We start from the raw sequence: 14,550 nt of genomic DNA, 5'->3' as shown, positions 1-14,550 counted from the left end.
ACGTGCAAGCGAATGGTTTTGATTGATTCAAGATAAACAGATTTGAAATGAGACAATCTTACGATATTCGGGATTCTTATTCAATATGAATAACGATTAACTATCATTAAAATCAATATATTATATGATATTACACAAAGTAACTTTGAGAATAGAGATAATTTTTTTGCCTTTTAAAGGGGGGTATAAGCTTACCTATAAGAAAGAAGAGAAAGGCTTTGGTGAAGAGCCATTGATGTCTCAATTTGTGCTGCATTTTATAAGGTTTAGGTTTGAAAGTTTATCTCTGAACAGTAGCAAAAAAGAGAAACGTTTTTTAAAGAATAAAAAGTTTTTACACGGTATGCATCAATATAAATGTGTATGGTTATTAATGGATTTTTATGCTGAAGTTTCTTATAGAAGAGAGCAGTATTATTTGGATAATATGCTCTCTTTGATTGGTAATCTTTTGTGTTAAAAGATATAGGTGAGGTGCGATGGATCATTTTTATGTTGTGGAGAAGGATTGATGAGTTTTTTTCGTTGTATTGGCCGTTCTGCCTTATTTATGTTGGATCCAGAGCAAGCACACGGTTTAGCGATTCTCGGGCTGAAAAGTGGATTAAATGGCTGTCAAAAGGTTATCGATAAACGTTTGTGTGTAACTGTTGCTGGGCTTGAGTTTGAAAATTTTATTGGTCTTGCTGCGGGGTTTGATAAAAATGCAGAGGTTGTGGATGGTGTTTTTCGTTTAGGATTTGGTTTTACAGAAATTGGGACAGTGACACCAAAGCCTCAGATTGGAAATTCTAAACCACGACTCTTTCGTTTAAAAGAAGATGAAGCAATTATTAATAGAATGGGTTTTAATAATGATGGACATCAAGTTGTTTACAACAGATTGCGCGCGTGTAAAAAAACTGGTGTTGTAGGCGTTAACATTGGAGCCAATAAGGATACGGTTAATAAGATTGGTGATTATACTGTTGGTATTGCTCATTTTTATGATGTTGCTGATTATTTTACGGTTAATATTTCTTCTCCTAATACACCAGGCTTACGTGATTTACAGGCCCGTGACAGTTTGCATCTTTTGTTGAGTGCAATTTCGCAAGTGCGAAATGAGCAAGAGAAAAAGCATGGATTCTCCATTCCCATTTTTTTAAAAATTGCTCCTGATTTATCAGAGAAAGAATTAGATGATGTTGCTGAAGAAATAAAGCTTTCTAATTTTAATGGGCTGATTGTTTCTAACACAACTCTTTCACGCCAGGGGCTTAGCAATAGTCACCTCAGCAATGAAGAGGGAGGGCTTTCTGGACGTCCACTTTTTGAACGTTCTACTATTGTGCTTGCAAAAATGCGTCAAAAGTTAGGGAAGGAGATTGCAATTATCGGTGTTGGCGGTGTAAAGGACGCACAAACTGCTTTGGAAAAAGTAAAAGCTGGTGCAGATTTGATTCAATTATACAGTGGGATGGTTTATGAAGGTCCAGATCTTGTCATAACTATTCTGCAAGAGATTTTGCAGATGATGCAACAAGATGGAGTTGATAACATAAAAAGCTATCGTGATCATAGTCTTGAGCATTGGGCAAAATTTCCTTTGTAAAAAACGCTTTTTTCTTCACAAAAAATTGCGAGATTTTTTTAAAGGGGCTTGCAAACTTTGTTGATTTTCCTTATGTCACATAAGCAAAGGATAAATGTTTACAAAATCGTGAACAGTTATGGTACATTTTCTTTTTATGCGGTTGTAGCTCAGTTGGTTAGAGCGCTGGTTTGTGGCACCAGAGGTCGTAGGTTCAAATCCCACCAACCGTACCAAAAAATTTTATTGGAAATACTGAAAATGGATGTGCAAGACGAACAAACGCTTGCTAAGAGTATTGTATCACCGACTGTAACTGCTTGGGGGTATAATGTTGTACAAAAAACGCATGGCATTCCAAAAAAAACAATAAGGCGCATTGCGCTTCTCCTCTTACCTTAATGCGTTTTCATTATGCATCTTTTACACAAGACTTGCGATGGAAAGATTTTACGGAACAAATCAATTGTTTTGTTTAAAAGATCCGAGCTTCATACACTTTTCAATATGGAAGGGTATTCACAATGTTTGTTGTGATGAAGCAATTGCTATCTCTTGGCATGCCACTGGCTGTTGGGTTTATCTCTCAGATGATGATTTCCTTCACAGAAGCAGCGCTTGTAGCGCATTTAGGCGTGCAAGCCTTGAGTGGTACAATGTTAGCTCTGAGTATATTTAGTTTTGTTATGTTGTTTGGGCTAGGTATTATTACCGCGGTTGCACCAAAACTTGCGGAAAGTTTTCGTAGACAAGATAGATATGCATTAAAGGCATGGTTTGATCAAGGAATAGGGCTTTCCCTTTTGATTGGAACGGTGAGTGCGATCATTTTACTCAACACGAGGAATATTTTGTGTTTTCTCGGCCAAGATGGGACAATTGCCAATATAGCGCAGGAATATAATAGTGGTGCTGCTATAGGAGTGGTGTTTTTTTATCTTTATGTGAATAGCCGGGGATTGCTGTCAGCAATTGGTAATCCACAGCCTTTAACCTGGGTTATGCTTGCAGCTATCATCGTGAATTTTTTTATCTCTTGGCCGCTTATTTTTGGTATAGGTTCTGCGAGCGGATTAGGTGTCTTTGGTGCTGGAGTTGCGAGCAGTTTGATCCGTATTTTAATTGTTATCGCTGCGGCAATAATTTTGTCCCGCAATTCTGCTTTTCATTCTTTTCGCTTTAATTATTTGAGACCAAAGTTAGAGATTTCACGAATAATAAAATTGCTGCGAGTAGGGCTACCCATTGGTATACGTATTCTTATTGCGGAAGGCTTTCCTTCGGTCATTGCATTTATGATTACGGCTTATGGGGTCGAATCTTTGGCTGCACATACGATAGGGATGCGTATCGATATGCTTATTTCTGTGGTGGCTTTGGGAATTTCCAGCGCAGCTGCGACAATAGCAGCGTGGTATAGAGCAGATAGGAATAATATGGCTCTAAAACAGTTGCGTATAAGTGTCACAGTTTTTGCTGTAGCTTATGTCTTATTTTTATCAGTGGTTGTTTATCTCTCTTATGAATTTATCCTTACAACTATCTTTAATATTTCTTCAGAACGCGTTATTGTTTTCTCTTGGGAGTTGCTTCCGTTCATCTTATTGTCTTTTGCTTTTGGCACTTTAGGAGCTATGCTCAATGGCATACTTGTGGGTTTGCTTGATACGTTTTGGTCAATAATTGTTGTAGCAATAAGTTATTGGGGGTTAGGCCTATTGGGGGGAGCGCTAATGGCGCATTTTTTTGAATATGACTTTATTGGCTATTGGCTTGGCATGATTGGTGCAAGCTTAATCGTTTCTATCTTTAATTATATGCGCGTGGGTTATTTAATAAAATGCAATCCTATGTTTGGGGTAGAGTGAGTGTTATAAAAGCGCTTGTAAAGCACTAGCTGTGAAGGCATAGCTATTCACCGTCCATAGAGGCTGTTTTACTTCTATGGAGATAACAATATAGGTTACAAAACTTGCTTAATATTGAAAAGAAGTGCCTTTGATTGTAGCCTCAATATTCTTTATTGAATTTTAAAATAATATGGATTTATTAAAATCATTCGGCTTCAATTTAAGAGTAAGTTCGGTAGATTGGAAGAGTTTAATACCTTAAAAAATGACGAGAAAAAATGTGCTTATATTCATACGCCGTTGAGGAGGCATTTAAAAAAGTTGTTGTTTTTATAAGTTATTACAATACAATCAGCGGTGCTGAAGTGCATGCATTTGTTAAAACAATTGCAGTCGCTAACGGTGTTATTTTTGCAAATCCTGTTTATTACAGGTCTTATTCAGAGACTTTGAAGAATGCTCTTGATAATTTAGATTATGGTGCTTTTTGGATAAAGCTTTTGGTCTTCTCTCTCATGACAATACAACCAAAAATGCGCACTGCCCTGTGTATATTTGGTACTAGTTGTGCATATGCTTTATGGACAGGCACTGCAATATCAAGTTGCTTCAGCTAAAGATGGTTTTGCGTTTGAGAATGAAAACCGTACATGGAGACTTAGCAGCGTAAATGTACGGGCTCGCTGCGCACATCTTGTTGATGAAATATATATTTTTAAACAATAAGGGTGGAGGATATGATCAAAAATGATAGGAAATACCGTTATTTAGTCGTTGGTGGTGCAGGACTGTTGGCTTCCGTGTACCGGTCATTAGGGCTAAATAACGTGATTATTGCAGCGCGTTTTCGTTCTCATCAATCCAAAATCGAGTTATTTCAGATAAGGGCTAAATGTGTATCTTGGAGATTATTATAAGCCATAGGCACAATTTTTAAAAGGGGTACCACTATGGACGTGCTTGAAATATTGCATATTATGGGGGCATTCGCCTGCACATGCATTTTCGTGTAGGTTGAGATTGAGCTTTTGGCCTTCTTACCGAAGCCGCTTGCGTATTGTTTATGTTTTTGGTTCTAATGCAGAGGATAAAATAATCTCTGGATGTGCGCATCACAATAAGATTGATTCCACATCTGTAAAATTAGGTCAGAAAAGGCGATCATATGGCCGGCGGTGATCAATGAGAAAAGTCTTTATGATCATGTGATTTGTGAGAGCCGTATTGAGAAAGAGTTTGCGCAAAATCTCGATAACGACTCTGATGTAAGATTGTTTTTTAAACTGCAAAGAAGTTTTAAAATAGCTACTCCCATTGGCTCTTACACGCCTGATTGGACGTTTTTTTTAGAGCGGGATGGCGAACAAAAGCTTTACTTTGTGCTGGAAACAAAAGGAACGAATAGCGAGTTTGATTTGCGTCTTAAAGAAATGCTGAAGATTAAATGCGGCAAGGCGCATTTTACCGCCCTTGAGACTGGTGTGGCGTTTAACGAGGCACCGGTGATGAGTTGGCGCGATTCTAAGCGGGGGATGGTAGTAGAGAGAGTAGGGGGGCTGTGGTAGGAGTGGGCGGTACGAATGAGGCTGTCTTTAGTTGCGTACCGACAAGCTAATTTTGTGCTTTGCGAAATTCGCCAAGACTTTTGGACGTACCGCGTTTATCGCGTAATAAAATCTTATGAATATCATGCAGAAGGCGCGCAGAAACGGGTGATTGCGTGTCTAGCTTCCCAATGCCGTAATTAAGTACAGCCACATAATGAGATAGCTCTTCAATATCATCAGTCGTACTGATACTTTTTTTTTATTTTCAAACAATAATAGGTCAGATGGTAACGATTATGTCCTTTTTATCTGAGAAAAGAGTAGCACCGCTTGCGTATATGTACGAGTAAAAGTCAATCAACATTGGTCTGAGGTAAAAACCGCCAATTATTTCTAATACACCTAAGGATTTCATAGCTTGCTCTAACGGTTTATATAAAACCGCCCTTTTAAAAGATGGATTGGGCGGCAAATTTATTGGGATATAGGCTTTATGAATCTCTCGAACTAAGCTTTCTACTATGCAGGTCCTAATGCGTGATTGCATATATGGTCGTATCTGTTGCTGCGTTGTGTAGGCAGAGATCCTAAACTAGGAAAGGAGGGCTGCTCTTTTAATTACAAAGGAAGAATACGGCGCGTAAGTGAAGCAAAATGTATTTTGAGGAGCAGTAAAGGGGTGAGGCATTTGATGTCCAGCGGGTGACGGATTAACTGGAGTATAAGTAGGCATTGCTAGGGCGGAGTTTTTAGTTAAGAATTGCACTTCGTACGCTATAAGCTCTCTGCATCCTTCATATAGGCGTTGGATCATCGCCCAATGCAACGTAAAGGGGCTGTTTTGTCTTTAGCGTTTGTTTGGCTGCTTCTATAGTGCCGCTGGCTCTATCAGCCATTATGGTGATAATTTTCTCGTCCAAAGAATAAATCAATCGATTGCGTAATAGGGTATGTGTGCCTTTTTTGACCGTGTCTTTTTTTAAAAGCAGCTGTTACCTCGTGGCAGGGTTTGGGGTGTTTATATGATCAGCTTGCCAAAGAAATGGAAGCGTTATCGCGATAGCCACCAATAGTAGTCCAGCGATAAAGGTGGCAGCAAACTGCAATGATATAAAAGAACCAAGGACGCCGACCAAAAAGCTTCCGACCGGCGTTCCAGCATAGCCTATCACCCGAAAAGCAGAATTAGCTCGCCCGAGAAGTTGCTTTGGTGTGAGGCGCTGCCTGAAGGCGGTAACACCAATAAACCATAAGCTTGCTCCAATGCCAGCGATAAAGGTGACGCCCCATACGACGACAGCACTTTTTGAAAAGGCTGGAATCAGCAGCAAGACAACCGTTCCTAAACCGTCAGTGAGAACAGCTAGGCGCACCGGTGCATAGCGTATACGCGGCGCAAATAGGGCACCTGCCATTGTTCCAAGTGCGTAGGCTGCAAACATCACGCCATATTGGCTGCTATGTAGGCCCAGATACCGACTGTCGGTAACGAAGAAGATGAATGAGGTTAGGAATGCTCCAAATACCACCGATAGAAAGAATGTGAGTAATGTAAGGGAGGTAAGATGCCGATTTGAAAAAATGAAACGAAAGCCGGCAATGATATAACGGAAAGTGATGTTTTCTTTATCAGGTGTTGGCGATGTCGGAACAGCATGGCGAGCGGTAAAAATCAATGCGATAAAAAGCACGATTAACAGGCCGAGAAATAGCAGTGTGCTATGCGCTAAAATGCTGCTTGTTATGACAGGGGCAAGAAAATAGGAGACCCCGAAATCTAAAAACAAGACAATAGAGTAGAAGGTCATCAATCGCTCTCCCTCCATGATAAGTGGTGGAATCGTCATTATATAAGCTTCGGCAGAAACGACGATGAATCCAGCAATGGTTGCATAGAAGAAAATTTGTTCAGCTGGAGTAATCTGTATCATGAGCAGTATGAACAGGACAATATGCAGTAGCATGAAGATGAAGAGAGCTGAGGTGGCAAGTTTTATTTTGTCGCAGCGATCAAGTAAAACGCCTGCAAGGATGCCGAAAATTGGCCACGCTAATGAGAAGAGACCTTGCGCCCAACTTACTCCGACTACGCCATATCCAGATTGTCTTGCTAATAGCGGGATGGCAGTGCGCAAAGCACCGCTGAGTAAGGCGAGCAGACTAACGGTTAGGCAAAAATAGCGTATGTTCTTGTTGGCAAAAAGCGTGAACATTCTGTTCTCCTTAAGATGCCACACAGGTTTCCGCTGTTCCATCAAGTACGGCGGTTGTATTCAGCATGTTTGCGACATAGTCGTCCAAGATATTCCTGTCTTCCTGAGGGAGAAGAAAATACATAAGGTTGGAATACCATTGCCAACCACGCTGAGTGAGCTGGAGATCGTTATCACTTTCTGCGATGAGAGCTGCATCTATGAGCTGTTGTAGGTTATTGTATACAAAAGAGGGGAGTGCGGTCCAGTCAATTCTTTCTTTTTTTGCATAGCCGTTATAAGGTAGCCGCATACACAAAGCCTTGGAGGCTTGTTGCTCCGCTGATACCCAATTGTAGTATACTTTGGATTTGCCTTTAAGTTGTATGTCGGTAATGTATTCGCTTCGACTGGGATTGGCTCGTGTGACGAGTGAGCCGAGAATCGACAGTGCTGACGCCCCAAAGCCAACCACATAATCATCATGATAACCATGCAAATATTTGTGATAGCGGAAATAATTAGCTGAACTCGTTTTAGCGAGCGTTAGAGGAGTGTTATTGGAAATTTTGATATAGGAATGCCCATTACACGGCGCATAGCCGCAGCTGCGCATAACGATGTCGCTAAATAATCGAAGCATCTGTCGATGCTGTAGGCTGGACGGTTTCAACCCTTTTTGTGCGTAAGACTTATGCAGTTGCGACGTGATAGCCAGATTGTTGATTGCATAGAGGTTGATGGTTTCAGGGTGAAGCTCGCTTGCTTGCTTCAAATCGTATAATAGTTCTTCGGCTTGTTGGCTGTGCATGCCATATAGTAGGTCTAAACCGACATGTCCAATTATCTCTTGTGACCAAGCTACGGTATTGTTGATTTGTTCACGTGTTGAGGTGAGGTTAAACAATGATCGGAAACGCTCAATGAAACTCTGTATACCGAAGCTGATCCGGTTAACGCCGATCTCACGGGCAGCATAAAGTTTATCACGTGTGACGCTCTTCGGTTCGCTTTCCAGTGTAAACTCGGCTAAGGAAGAGAGCTCAAATTCGGCATGCAATACTTTTCCGATGTGGCGGATATTATCTGCAGACAAAAGCGACGGTGTGCCGCCCCCTATATAGATGCTGCGGATGGGCCCTTTAAGCGAGCGAATGAAATTTCCTTTGTTTCTGATCTCTGTGGTAAGCGCTGACATATAAGATTCGATTTGCTTAACGTGCTTGTAGGCCCCTTTCTGAAAGGGACAGAAGGAACAGATGGTTTCACAAAAGGGAATATGCAAATAAAGAGAAATGGTACGCGCTTGTGGAATCTGCTGACTCTGCGCTAGCTTATTAAAGTCTAGGTAATTGTAAAATTCATTTGAAATAGTGCGAAATAGCGGATATGTGAAGTTGTAAATCGGCTTGGGTTGATTGAATTTCACAAAAGGATGATCCACGAGTTGCATAGCTTATCTCCCCCAATTTCTTAACTCGCACTATATTATTGACGGGCGACTGGTTATCCAATCGCTCGAGTGTATTACCAAAGATTTTCACGGAACATAATGAATCCTCCTTTTGTAGAAGTTATATGTATTATACATATAACTTGTTATATGAACAGGATAGCTTGTTTAAGAGGCAATGGAAAGATAAAAAATGTCTATTTATAAAAGAACTTTCTCTTGCAGTCTTATGGTCTGATATTGTAATTGGTACCCTGTTTTACGTGGTCGGGCTATGAATGCCTAGAGCGAGAAAAAGCAGGGTATTTTAATGGACGTGCGGGACATCATTGTTATGTTGCTGGGTCTTGGAATTTGCGTCTGGTTATGAAATATCATTAGCGCAAAAAGATGGTTTTAAAGGTAGAGATTTTAATATCTCTGTAAAACTTCGAGAAGAGATAGAATTATCTATTAGAAAACATATAAATGTCCAGTGTGATAATATTATCGAATGACATGACATCATCGCTCTTGCTCGCCATTTTGACATATTACCTAAAATCTCATTGAGATTGTGTCATGTACTGGCAAACGGGGATAGATCGCGTTTTGGTATGACTGCGACGAAGTTACGTGCTGCATTGTCTTTGCTAGAATCCAATAGGATTAGGCTTAATAGGGTGCATTTGCATGGGGGCGTGTGCTCGGTCTGCACAGTATCACGAGATCATAAGTCAAAGTATGTGAAAGCAACTGATACAAAAAAGATTTTACGATGGTGGAAGATCGACGATGAAGGACGTTAGTTCAAAGAAAATTGATATTATTGTGTTTTCATATCCTGATTTTTGGGCTTTTGAGATATAAATAACACACCTCTTAGTGGGCTGGAGATTATCAAATGTTGAATCACGCATGGCGCAATTAGCAAAAAATCCTATCTATTGGATTTGGTATGCTCTACTGGATTCTTAGCTCTAAATATTGTGTGCGAAGTGCAATGTCAAGCGGTGGGAATTGATATAAGTGCAGAGTCGTACCATCCGCTCAGAACAAGGTTGATAGCTCTGTTATGCAGGCGATGGTTAAGTTTTATGTCGGAAATGTTGAGCGTATGACTTATCCTGAAAATACATTTACGCATATTATGGCGGGGTGAGTGTTTGTAAGCACTAGCTGTAAAGGCTACTCACCATCCTAGGGTGTTTACTTCTATGTGGATAACAATAGAGTTACAAAACTTGCTTCATATTAAAAAAGTTTCTTTTCTTTTAATTAAGCATTGCTACAACCAAAAGGAAATTAAATATCTCGTCTTTATTATTCTCGCCAATGTTTGCTTGTATATGATTATTTGAATCGGAATTAGGTTATGTTCCCTATGGTATTTCGCACTGTTTTATATAAGGAGAAGGTTCGACCGATGTATCGCGTGCAGTACCAATTTTCACTATGGTGATAGGATAGCTTGATGGTGATAGGATAGCTTGTTGAGCGTAAAATTCTTTTACCTTGATGAATCTTATAGTATTCTTCAAAAATATCAGTTGATAAATTTTTTTTGTGTCGTTTATGCATGGGCTGATACAATAAAAATAGGACTTAATTGTTTTTAAAGTTGGTATGTTATGGCTGTAAAAAATGTTAAACAAACGAAAAGTAAGAATTTTAAACCTGTCTCTCGTTTTCTCAAAAGTTTACGTGGTGTGAATAATTGGGAACAGGTTTCACAATGGCTTTCTTTTCGTAAGGTAGAGGATATTGAATGTATTACGCCTGATCAAGCAGGAGTTCCACGGGGTAAGATGATGCTTTCTAAAAAATTTACATCGGAAACATCATTGGCATTGCCTTCAGCAGTTTTTATGGCAACAATTTCAGGGGATTATCCTGAAGATGGTCATGGTTTTGAATATCCTAAAGCAGATGGTGATTTACGCCTTGAGCCTGATCTTTCTACGTTAAGCATTGTGCCATGGGAAGATGCTCCTACGGCACAGGTGATTTGTGATCTTGTGTATCAAAATGGTCAGGTTGTGGATTATACACCACGCAATGTTTTACGAACGGTGGTTCATTTTTACACAAAAATGGGTTTAAAACCAGTTGTTTCACCAGAAATTGAGTTTTATTTGGTACAAAAAAATCCCGATCCTGATTACCCTTTAGTTTCACCGGTTGGTCGTTCTGGGCGTTCAATTGGTGGAGGGCAAGGCTATTCAATTGCTGGTGTGAATGAATTTGATGATTTGATTGATGATATTTATCATTTTTCAGAGGCACAAGGATTGGAAATTGATACACTCATTCATGAAGAAGGAGCAGGTCAGTTTGAAATCAATTTACGTCATGGTGATCCTATTGAATTAGCGGATCAAGTTTTTATGTTTAAACGAACAATTCGTGAAGCAGCACTGAAACATAATATGTATGCGACATTTATGGCAAAACCCATTCAGGGGCAGCCAGGTTCTGCGATGCATATTCACCAATCGGTCGTTGATAAGAAAACGGGTATGAACATTTTTACACAGGAGAATGGTGAAGAAAGTGTCTGTTTTCGGCATTTTATTGGTGGATTGCAAAAACATATGCCAGGGGTTCTTGTGATGCTTGCGCCTTACGTGAATTCTTATCGACGTCTTGTACCTGATAATTCGGCTCCTGTTAATTTGCGGTGGGGATATGATAATCGGACGACAGCTTTTCGTGTTCCTCGTTCTGCTCCTCAAGCGCGGCGTGTCGAGAATAGGCTTCCTTCATCAGATGCGAATCCTTATTTAGCTCTTGCAGCTTCTTTAGCGTGTGGTCTCATTGGTTTACAGCAAAAAATTGAGCCAGATGAGCCAACGACAAATAATGTGAATGCTGATAATATTGAGTTACCGCGTGGACTCATTGAGGCAGTTAATTTGTTTGAACAAGATACAGCAATACATGCTATTTTAGGGGATGTGTTTGTCAGTACTTATGCTGCAATCAAACGACAAGAGTTTGAAACTTTTATGGAAGTAATTAGTCCGTGGGAGCGTGAATATCTCCTGCTGAATGTTTAAATTTTATGACAACGATTGATGATAATCCAATTTCTCCAGGAATTTCTTGGTATGAAGATACTTTAAAAGAGCGCCCCTCTTATCCATGTTTTGATGAATACAGACAGTGTGATGTGGTCATTATCGGAGGTGGATTTACGGGACTTTCAGCTGCTTATCATTTAGCCAAAGCTGGAGTGGATGTTGTTTTGTTTGAAGCATCACGTTTTGGTGATGGCGCTTCAGGGCGCAATGGTGGTCAATTAGGAACGGGGCAACGGCAGTGGGTAGAAACATTAGAGAAAAAATATGGTTTTGAGCGCAGTAAGGTTCTGTTTGATTTAGCAGAAGAAGCTAAAAAAGATATTTTATCGTTATGCGCGATGCCTGATTGTCAGTGTGATTTGATAGTAGGACAACTTTCTGTGACCCATAAAAGGCGTGATCTTCTCTCTTATCAACGGCATATTGAGGTGATGCAACGTTACGGTTATCAGGCTCTTACTTTTATGGATAGGGCTGAAACATCTAGGCGACTTGGATCGCTTTTTTATTGTGGTGGTATTTATGATGCGGATACCGGCCATATAAATCCCTTAAAATTGGTTGTTGGATTGGCAAAAAAAGCCCAAGATGCTGGTGCTAAGCTTTATGAGAAATCACAAGTAACGACCATAAGGCGCAAGCAAGCCCATTGGAAAGTGATAACAGAAAAAGGCAGTGTAACAGCAGAACATGTTTTACTTGCAACAAATGGGTATAAACTTGGTCTGGAGCGTTTTATTGAAAAAAATATTGTTTCTATTCGCTCTTATATTGGAGCAACGGATCCATTACCAAAGCATAGTTCAATTCTTATAGGGGGGGAATCGGTTGATGATTCCCGTTTTATGGTTCGCTATTTTCGCAAAAGCATTGATAATCGTCTCTTATTTGGTGGTGTAGAAAGTTATGATAATAAGCATCCTCTAAATTTAGATGAACGTATAAAACGGCAAATTGTTGAAATTTATCCTCAATTACATTCTATCAATTTAAGCCATCGGTGGGGAGCAACGGTAGCGATTACAGTTGAGCGCATGCCCTATGTTCGCCAACTTTTCTCAAGGATAACTTATTGTGGTGGTTATTCAGGGCATGGCGTTATGTTGGCTCCTTTCGTGGGAAAATTATACGCAGAATGGTTAACTGGAAAATATGAACGTTTTTCCTATTTCCAAGACTTAAAGATTTCATCTTTTCCGGGGGGACGCGTTTTGCGTTATCCGCTTATATTTTTAGCAATGCGTTGGTTTTCTTTAATGGATCGCCTTTAATGGAAACATTGCTTGAAATGAAGAAAATTAATGGCTTATTTAGTATCTGTCTGCTTTAATGATGAAAGCTTTTATAAGTGATATGGGATTTCATAATCGAATGGAAAATAAACAAGTTCATGGTGCGTAAAATTATTCCAGTTTCTTCCTTTGATTGTATTGTTTTTGGTGGCAATGGTGATCTGGCGTCGCGCAAACTTTTGCCGGCTTTGTATCATTGTCAGTGTGCTGGGCAATTCAATGAGCCAACACGTATTATTGGGGTTTCGCGCACTTCCCTAAGTCGTGAAGAATATCAAAATTTTGTCCGCATTTCTTTAGAAAAACATATCCATCCAAAAGATCTAAATTCAACAGAACTCAATCGTTTTCTTGCACGTTTAAGCTATGTTTCTGTTGATGTTTCCTCGAACCGAGGATGGGAGGATTTAGCCCTCCTTCTGTCACAAGATTCAGCGGATATTCGAGCTTTTTATTTGGCTGTTGGTTCGTCACTTTTTACTGATATTGCGATGAAGTTGGGAAAAAATAATTTGGTGACAGCACAAACACGGATTATCATTGAAAAACCAATTGGTTGCGATGTAAAAACAGCTATTTCACTTAATGATGTATTTGCAAGCGCCTTTAATGAAGAGCAGATCTTTCGCATTGATCATTATCTTGGGAAGGAAACTGTTCAAAATTTAATGGCATTGCGGTTTGTTAATACACTTTATGAACCGCTATGGAACTCCAATTATATTGATCATGTTCAAATAACCGTTGCTGAATCTTTAGGGTTAGAGGGGCGTACAGAATACTATGAAAGCACTGGTGCTCTACGCGATATGGTTCAAAACCATATGCTACAGTTACTTTGTTTGGTTGCGATGGAAATACCATTTACCAACAGTGCTAATGCTGTGCGCGATGAAAAACTTAAAGTTTTACATTCTTTGACACCGCTTGATGTCCATAATGTAGGGCAGCATACTGTACGTGGGCAGTATCTTTCTGGTCTATCAAATGGTATATCTGTAGAGTCTTATTTTGATGATCTGGGAAGAGCGAGTGAGAGCGAAACATTTGTTGCGCTTAAGGTTAAGATTGATAACTGGCGCTGGGCCAATACGCCTTTTTATTTACGAACAGGTAAGCGTATGTTCACGCGAATGTCTGAAATTGTTGTCGTTTTTAAACCTATTCCTCATAATATTTTTAATGTGGATTTAGATGAAATTTTTTCTAATCGGCTTGTAATTCGTCTCCAACCTGATGAAGGTGTAAAACAATGGTTGATGATTAAGGATCCAAGTTATGGCGGTATGCGGTTTCGTCACATTCCATTAGACATGAGTTTTGCTTCCGCATTTTCTGAACGTAATCCTGATGCTTATGAACGTTTATTAATGGATGTTATTCGTGGAGATCAAACACTGTTTATGCGTCGTGATGAAGTTGAGGCTGCTTGGCGTTGGATTGATCCAATCATTGAGGGATGGGAAACAATAAAACAGCCTGTTCACAGTTATAACGCTGGTTCGTGGGGGCCGTCTGCTTCGATGAGCCTCATAGAACGTGATGGACGTATATGGAACAATTTAGTTTAGAGCAATAAGT

The 14,550-nt window shown here is 39.8% G+C and carries 12 protein-coding genes and 1 tRNA gene; 10 read left to right on the top strand and 3 right to left on the bottom strand.

The window, feature by feature from the left end; translation table 11 throughout:
- The first annotated feature begins 166 nt into the window (after nucleotides 1–166).
- The 7 genes from ACFIML_RS04210 to ACFIML_RS04180 all read left to right on the top strand — a co-directional run bounded on the left by ACFIML_RS04210 (nucleotide 167) and on the right by ACFIML_RS04180 (nucleotide 4,988).
- Nucleotides 167–460 (top strand): hypothetical protein, encoded by a 294-nt coding sequence (locus tag ACFIML_RS04210; protein ID WP_375606464.1) that lies wholly within the window; start codon nucleotides 167–169, stop codon nucleotides 458–460.
- A gap of 51 nt (nucleotides 461–511) precedes the next feature.
- Nucleotides 512–1,594, top strand: a complete 1,083-nt coding sequence (locus tag ACFIML_RS04205; RefSeq protein ID WP_375609059.1) for a quinone-dependent dihydroorotate dehydrogenase — start codon at nucleotides 512–514, stop codon at nucleotides 1,592–1,594.
- A 138-nt stretch (nucleotides 1,595–1,732) separates the two neighbouring features.
- A tRNA-His gene (locus ACFIML_RS04200) sits at nucleotides 1,733–1,809 on the top strand.
- 25 nt (nucleotides 1,810–1,834) lie between these two features.
- On the top strand, nucleotides 1,835–1,975 hold the full coding sequence (locus tag ACFIML_RS04195) for a hypothetical protein (protein ID WP_375606462.1): 141 nt from the start codon (nucleotides 1,835–1,837) through the stop codon (nucleotides 1,973–1,975).
- A 122-nt stretch (nucleotides 1,976–2,097) separates the two neighbouring features.
- Nucleotides 2,098–3,441 (top strand): MATE family efflux transporter, encoded by a 1,344-nt coding sequence (locus tag ACFIML_RS04190; RefSeq protein ID WP_375606461.1) that lies wholly within the window; start codon nucleotides 2,098–2,100, stop codon nucleotides 3,439–3,441.
- A gap of 260 nt (nucleotides 3,442–3,701) precedes the next feature.
- Nucleotides 3,702–4,040 carry an NADPH-dependent FMN reductase gene (locus tag ACFIML_RS04185; protein WP_375606460.1) on the top strand — a complete coding sequence of 113 codons (339 nt, stop codon included), beginning with the start codon at nucleotides 3,702–3,704 and terminating at the stop codon, nucleotides 4,038–4,040.
- Between the two features lie 558 nt (nucleotides 4,041–4,598).
- A complete protein-coding gene (locus tag ACFIML_RS04180; RefSeq protein WP_375608560.1) occupies nucleotides 4,599–4,988 on the top strand; it encodes a hypothetical protein in 390 nt (129 codons plus the stop codon).
- Nucleotides 4,989–5,034: 46 nt separating this feature from the next.
- On the opposite strand, the gene ACFIML_RS04175 is transcribed toward ACFIML_RS04180, so the two are convergent.
- The 3 genes from ACFIML_RS04175 to ACFIML_RS04165 form a co-directional block, all read right to left on the bottom strand.
- Nucleotides 5,035–5,181, bottom strand: coding sequence for a hypothetical protein (locus ACFIML_RS04175; protein ID WP_375608561.1), 147 nt, complete (start codon nucleotides 5,179–5,181; stop codon nucleotides 5,035–5,037).
- Between the two features lie 781 nt (nucleotides 5,182–5,962).
- On the bottom strand, nucleotides 5,963–7,183 hold the full coding sequence (locus tag ACFIML_RS04170; protein WP_375614152.1) for an MFS transporter: 1,221 nt from the start codon (nucleotides 7,181–7,183) through the stop codon (nucleotides 5,963–5,965).
- A gap of 10 nt (nucleotides 7,184–7,193) precedes the next feature.
- Nucleotides 7,194–8,615, bottom strand: a complete 1,422-nt coding sequence (locus ACFIML_RS04165; protein WP_375614151.1) for a coproporphyrinogen-III oxidase family protein — start codon at nucleotides 8,613–8,615, stop codon at nucleotides 7,194–7,196.
- 1,610 nt (nucleotides 8,616–10,225) lie between these two features.
- On the opposite strand from ACFIML_RS04165, the gene ACFIML_RS04160 reads away from it, so the two are divergent.
- The 3 genes from ACFIML_RS04160 (at nucleotide 10,226) to zwf (ending at nucleotide 14,540) form a co-directional block, all read left to right on the top strand.
- Complete coding sequence (locus ACFIML_RS04160) at nucleotides 10,226–11,653, top strand: glutamine synthetase family protein (RefSeq protein WP_375606455.1); 1,428 nt, start codon at nucleotides 10,226–10,228, stop codon at nucleotides 11,651–11,653.
- A 5-nt stretch (nucleotides 11,654–11,658) separates the two neighbouring features.
- Nucleotides 11,659–12,948 (top strand): NAD(P)/FAD-dependent oxidoreductase, encoded by a 1,290-nt coding sequence (locus tag ACFIML_RS04155; RefSeq protein ID WP_375606454.1) that lies wholly within the window; start codon nucleotides 11,659–11,661, stop codon nucleotides 12,946–12,948.
- Between the two features lie 119 nt (nucleotides 12,949–13,067).
- Nucleotides 13,068–14,540: a glucose-6-phosphate dehydrogenase gene (zwf, locus tag ACFIML_RS04150; RefSeq protein WP_375606453.1), complete on the top strand. Its 1,473-nt coding sequence runs from the start codon at nucleotides 13,068–13,070 to the stop codon at nucleotides 14,538–14,540.
- Nucleotides 14,541–14,550 lie beyond the last annotated feature (10 nt).

It is taken from the genome of Bartonella sp. AC62GZZY (genome assembly GCF_042196525.1).
Taxonomy (GTDB): Bacteria; Pseudomonadota; Alphaproteobacteria; order Rhizobiales; family Rhizobiaceae; genus Bartonella.
Note: the sequence above shows the minus strand (reverse complement) of the source record. Positions and strands in the feature narration are given on the sequence as shown.

What these genes read in the sequence shown, in the direction of transcription:
- ACFIML_RS04205 (WP_375609059.1), top strand. Translation starts at nt 512, where the DNA reads ATGAGTTTTTTTCGTTGTATTGGCCGTTCTGCCTTATTTATGTTGGAT.
- ACFIML_RS04195 (WP_375606462.1), top strand. Translation starts at nt 1,835, where the DNA reads ATGGATGTGCAAGACGAACAAACGCTTGCTAAGAGTATTGTATCACCG.
- ACFIML_RS04190 (WP_375606461.1), top strand. Translation starts at nt 2,098, where the DNA reads ATGTTTGTTGTGATGAAGCAATTGCTATCTCTTGGCATGCCACTGGCT.
- ACFIML_RS04185 (WP_375606460.1), top strand. Translation starts at nt 3,702, where the DNA reads ATGTGCTTATATTCATACGCCGTTGAGGAGGCATTTAAAAAAGTTGTT.
- ACFIML_RS04170 (WP_375614152.1), bottom strand. Translation starts at nt 7,183, where the DNA reads ATGTTCACGCTTTTTGCCAACAAGAACATACGCTATTTTTGCCTAACC.
- ACFIML_RS04165 (WP_375614151.1), bottom strand. Translation starts at nt 8,615, where the DNA reads ATGCAACTCGTGGATCATCCTTTTGTGAAATTCAATCAACCCAAGCCG.
- ACFIML_RS04160 (WP_375606455.1), top strand. Translation starts at nt 10,226, where the DNA reads ATGGCTGTAAAAAATGTTAAACAAACGAAAAGTAAGAATTTTAAACCT.
- ACFIML_RS04155 (WP_375606454.1), top strand. Translation starts at nt 11,659, where the DNA reads ATGACAACGATTGATGATAATCCAATTTCTCCAGGAATTTCTTGGTAT.
- zwf (WP_375606453.1), top strand. Translation starts at nt 13,068, where the DNA reads ATGGTGCGTAAAATTATTCCAGTTTCTTCCTTTGATTGTATTGTTTTT.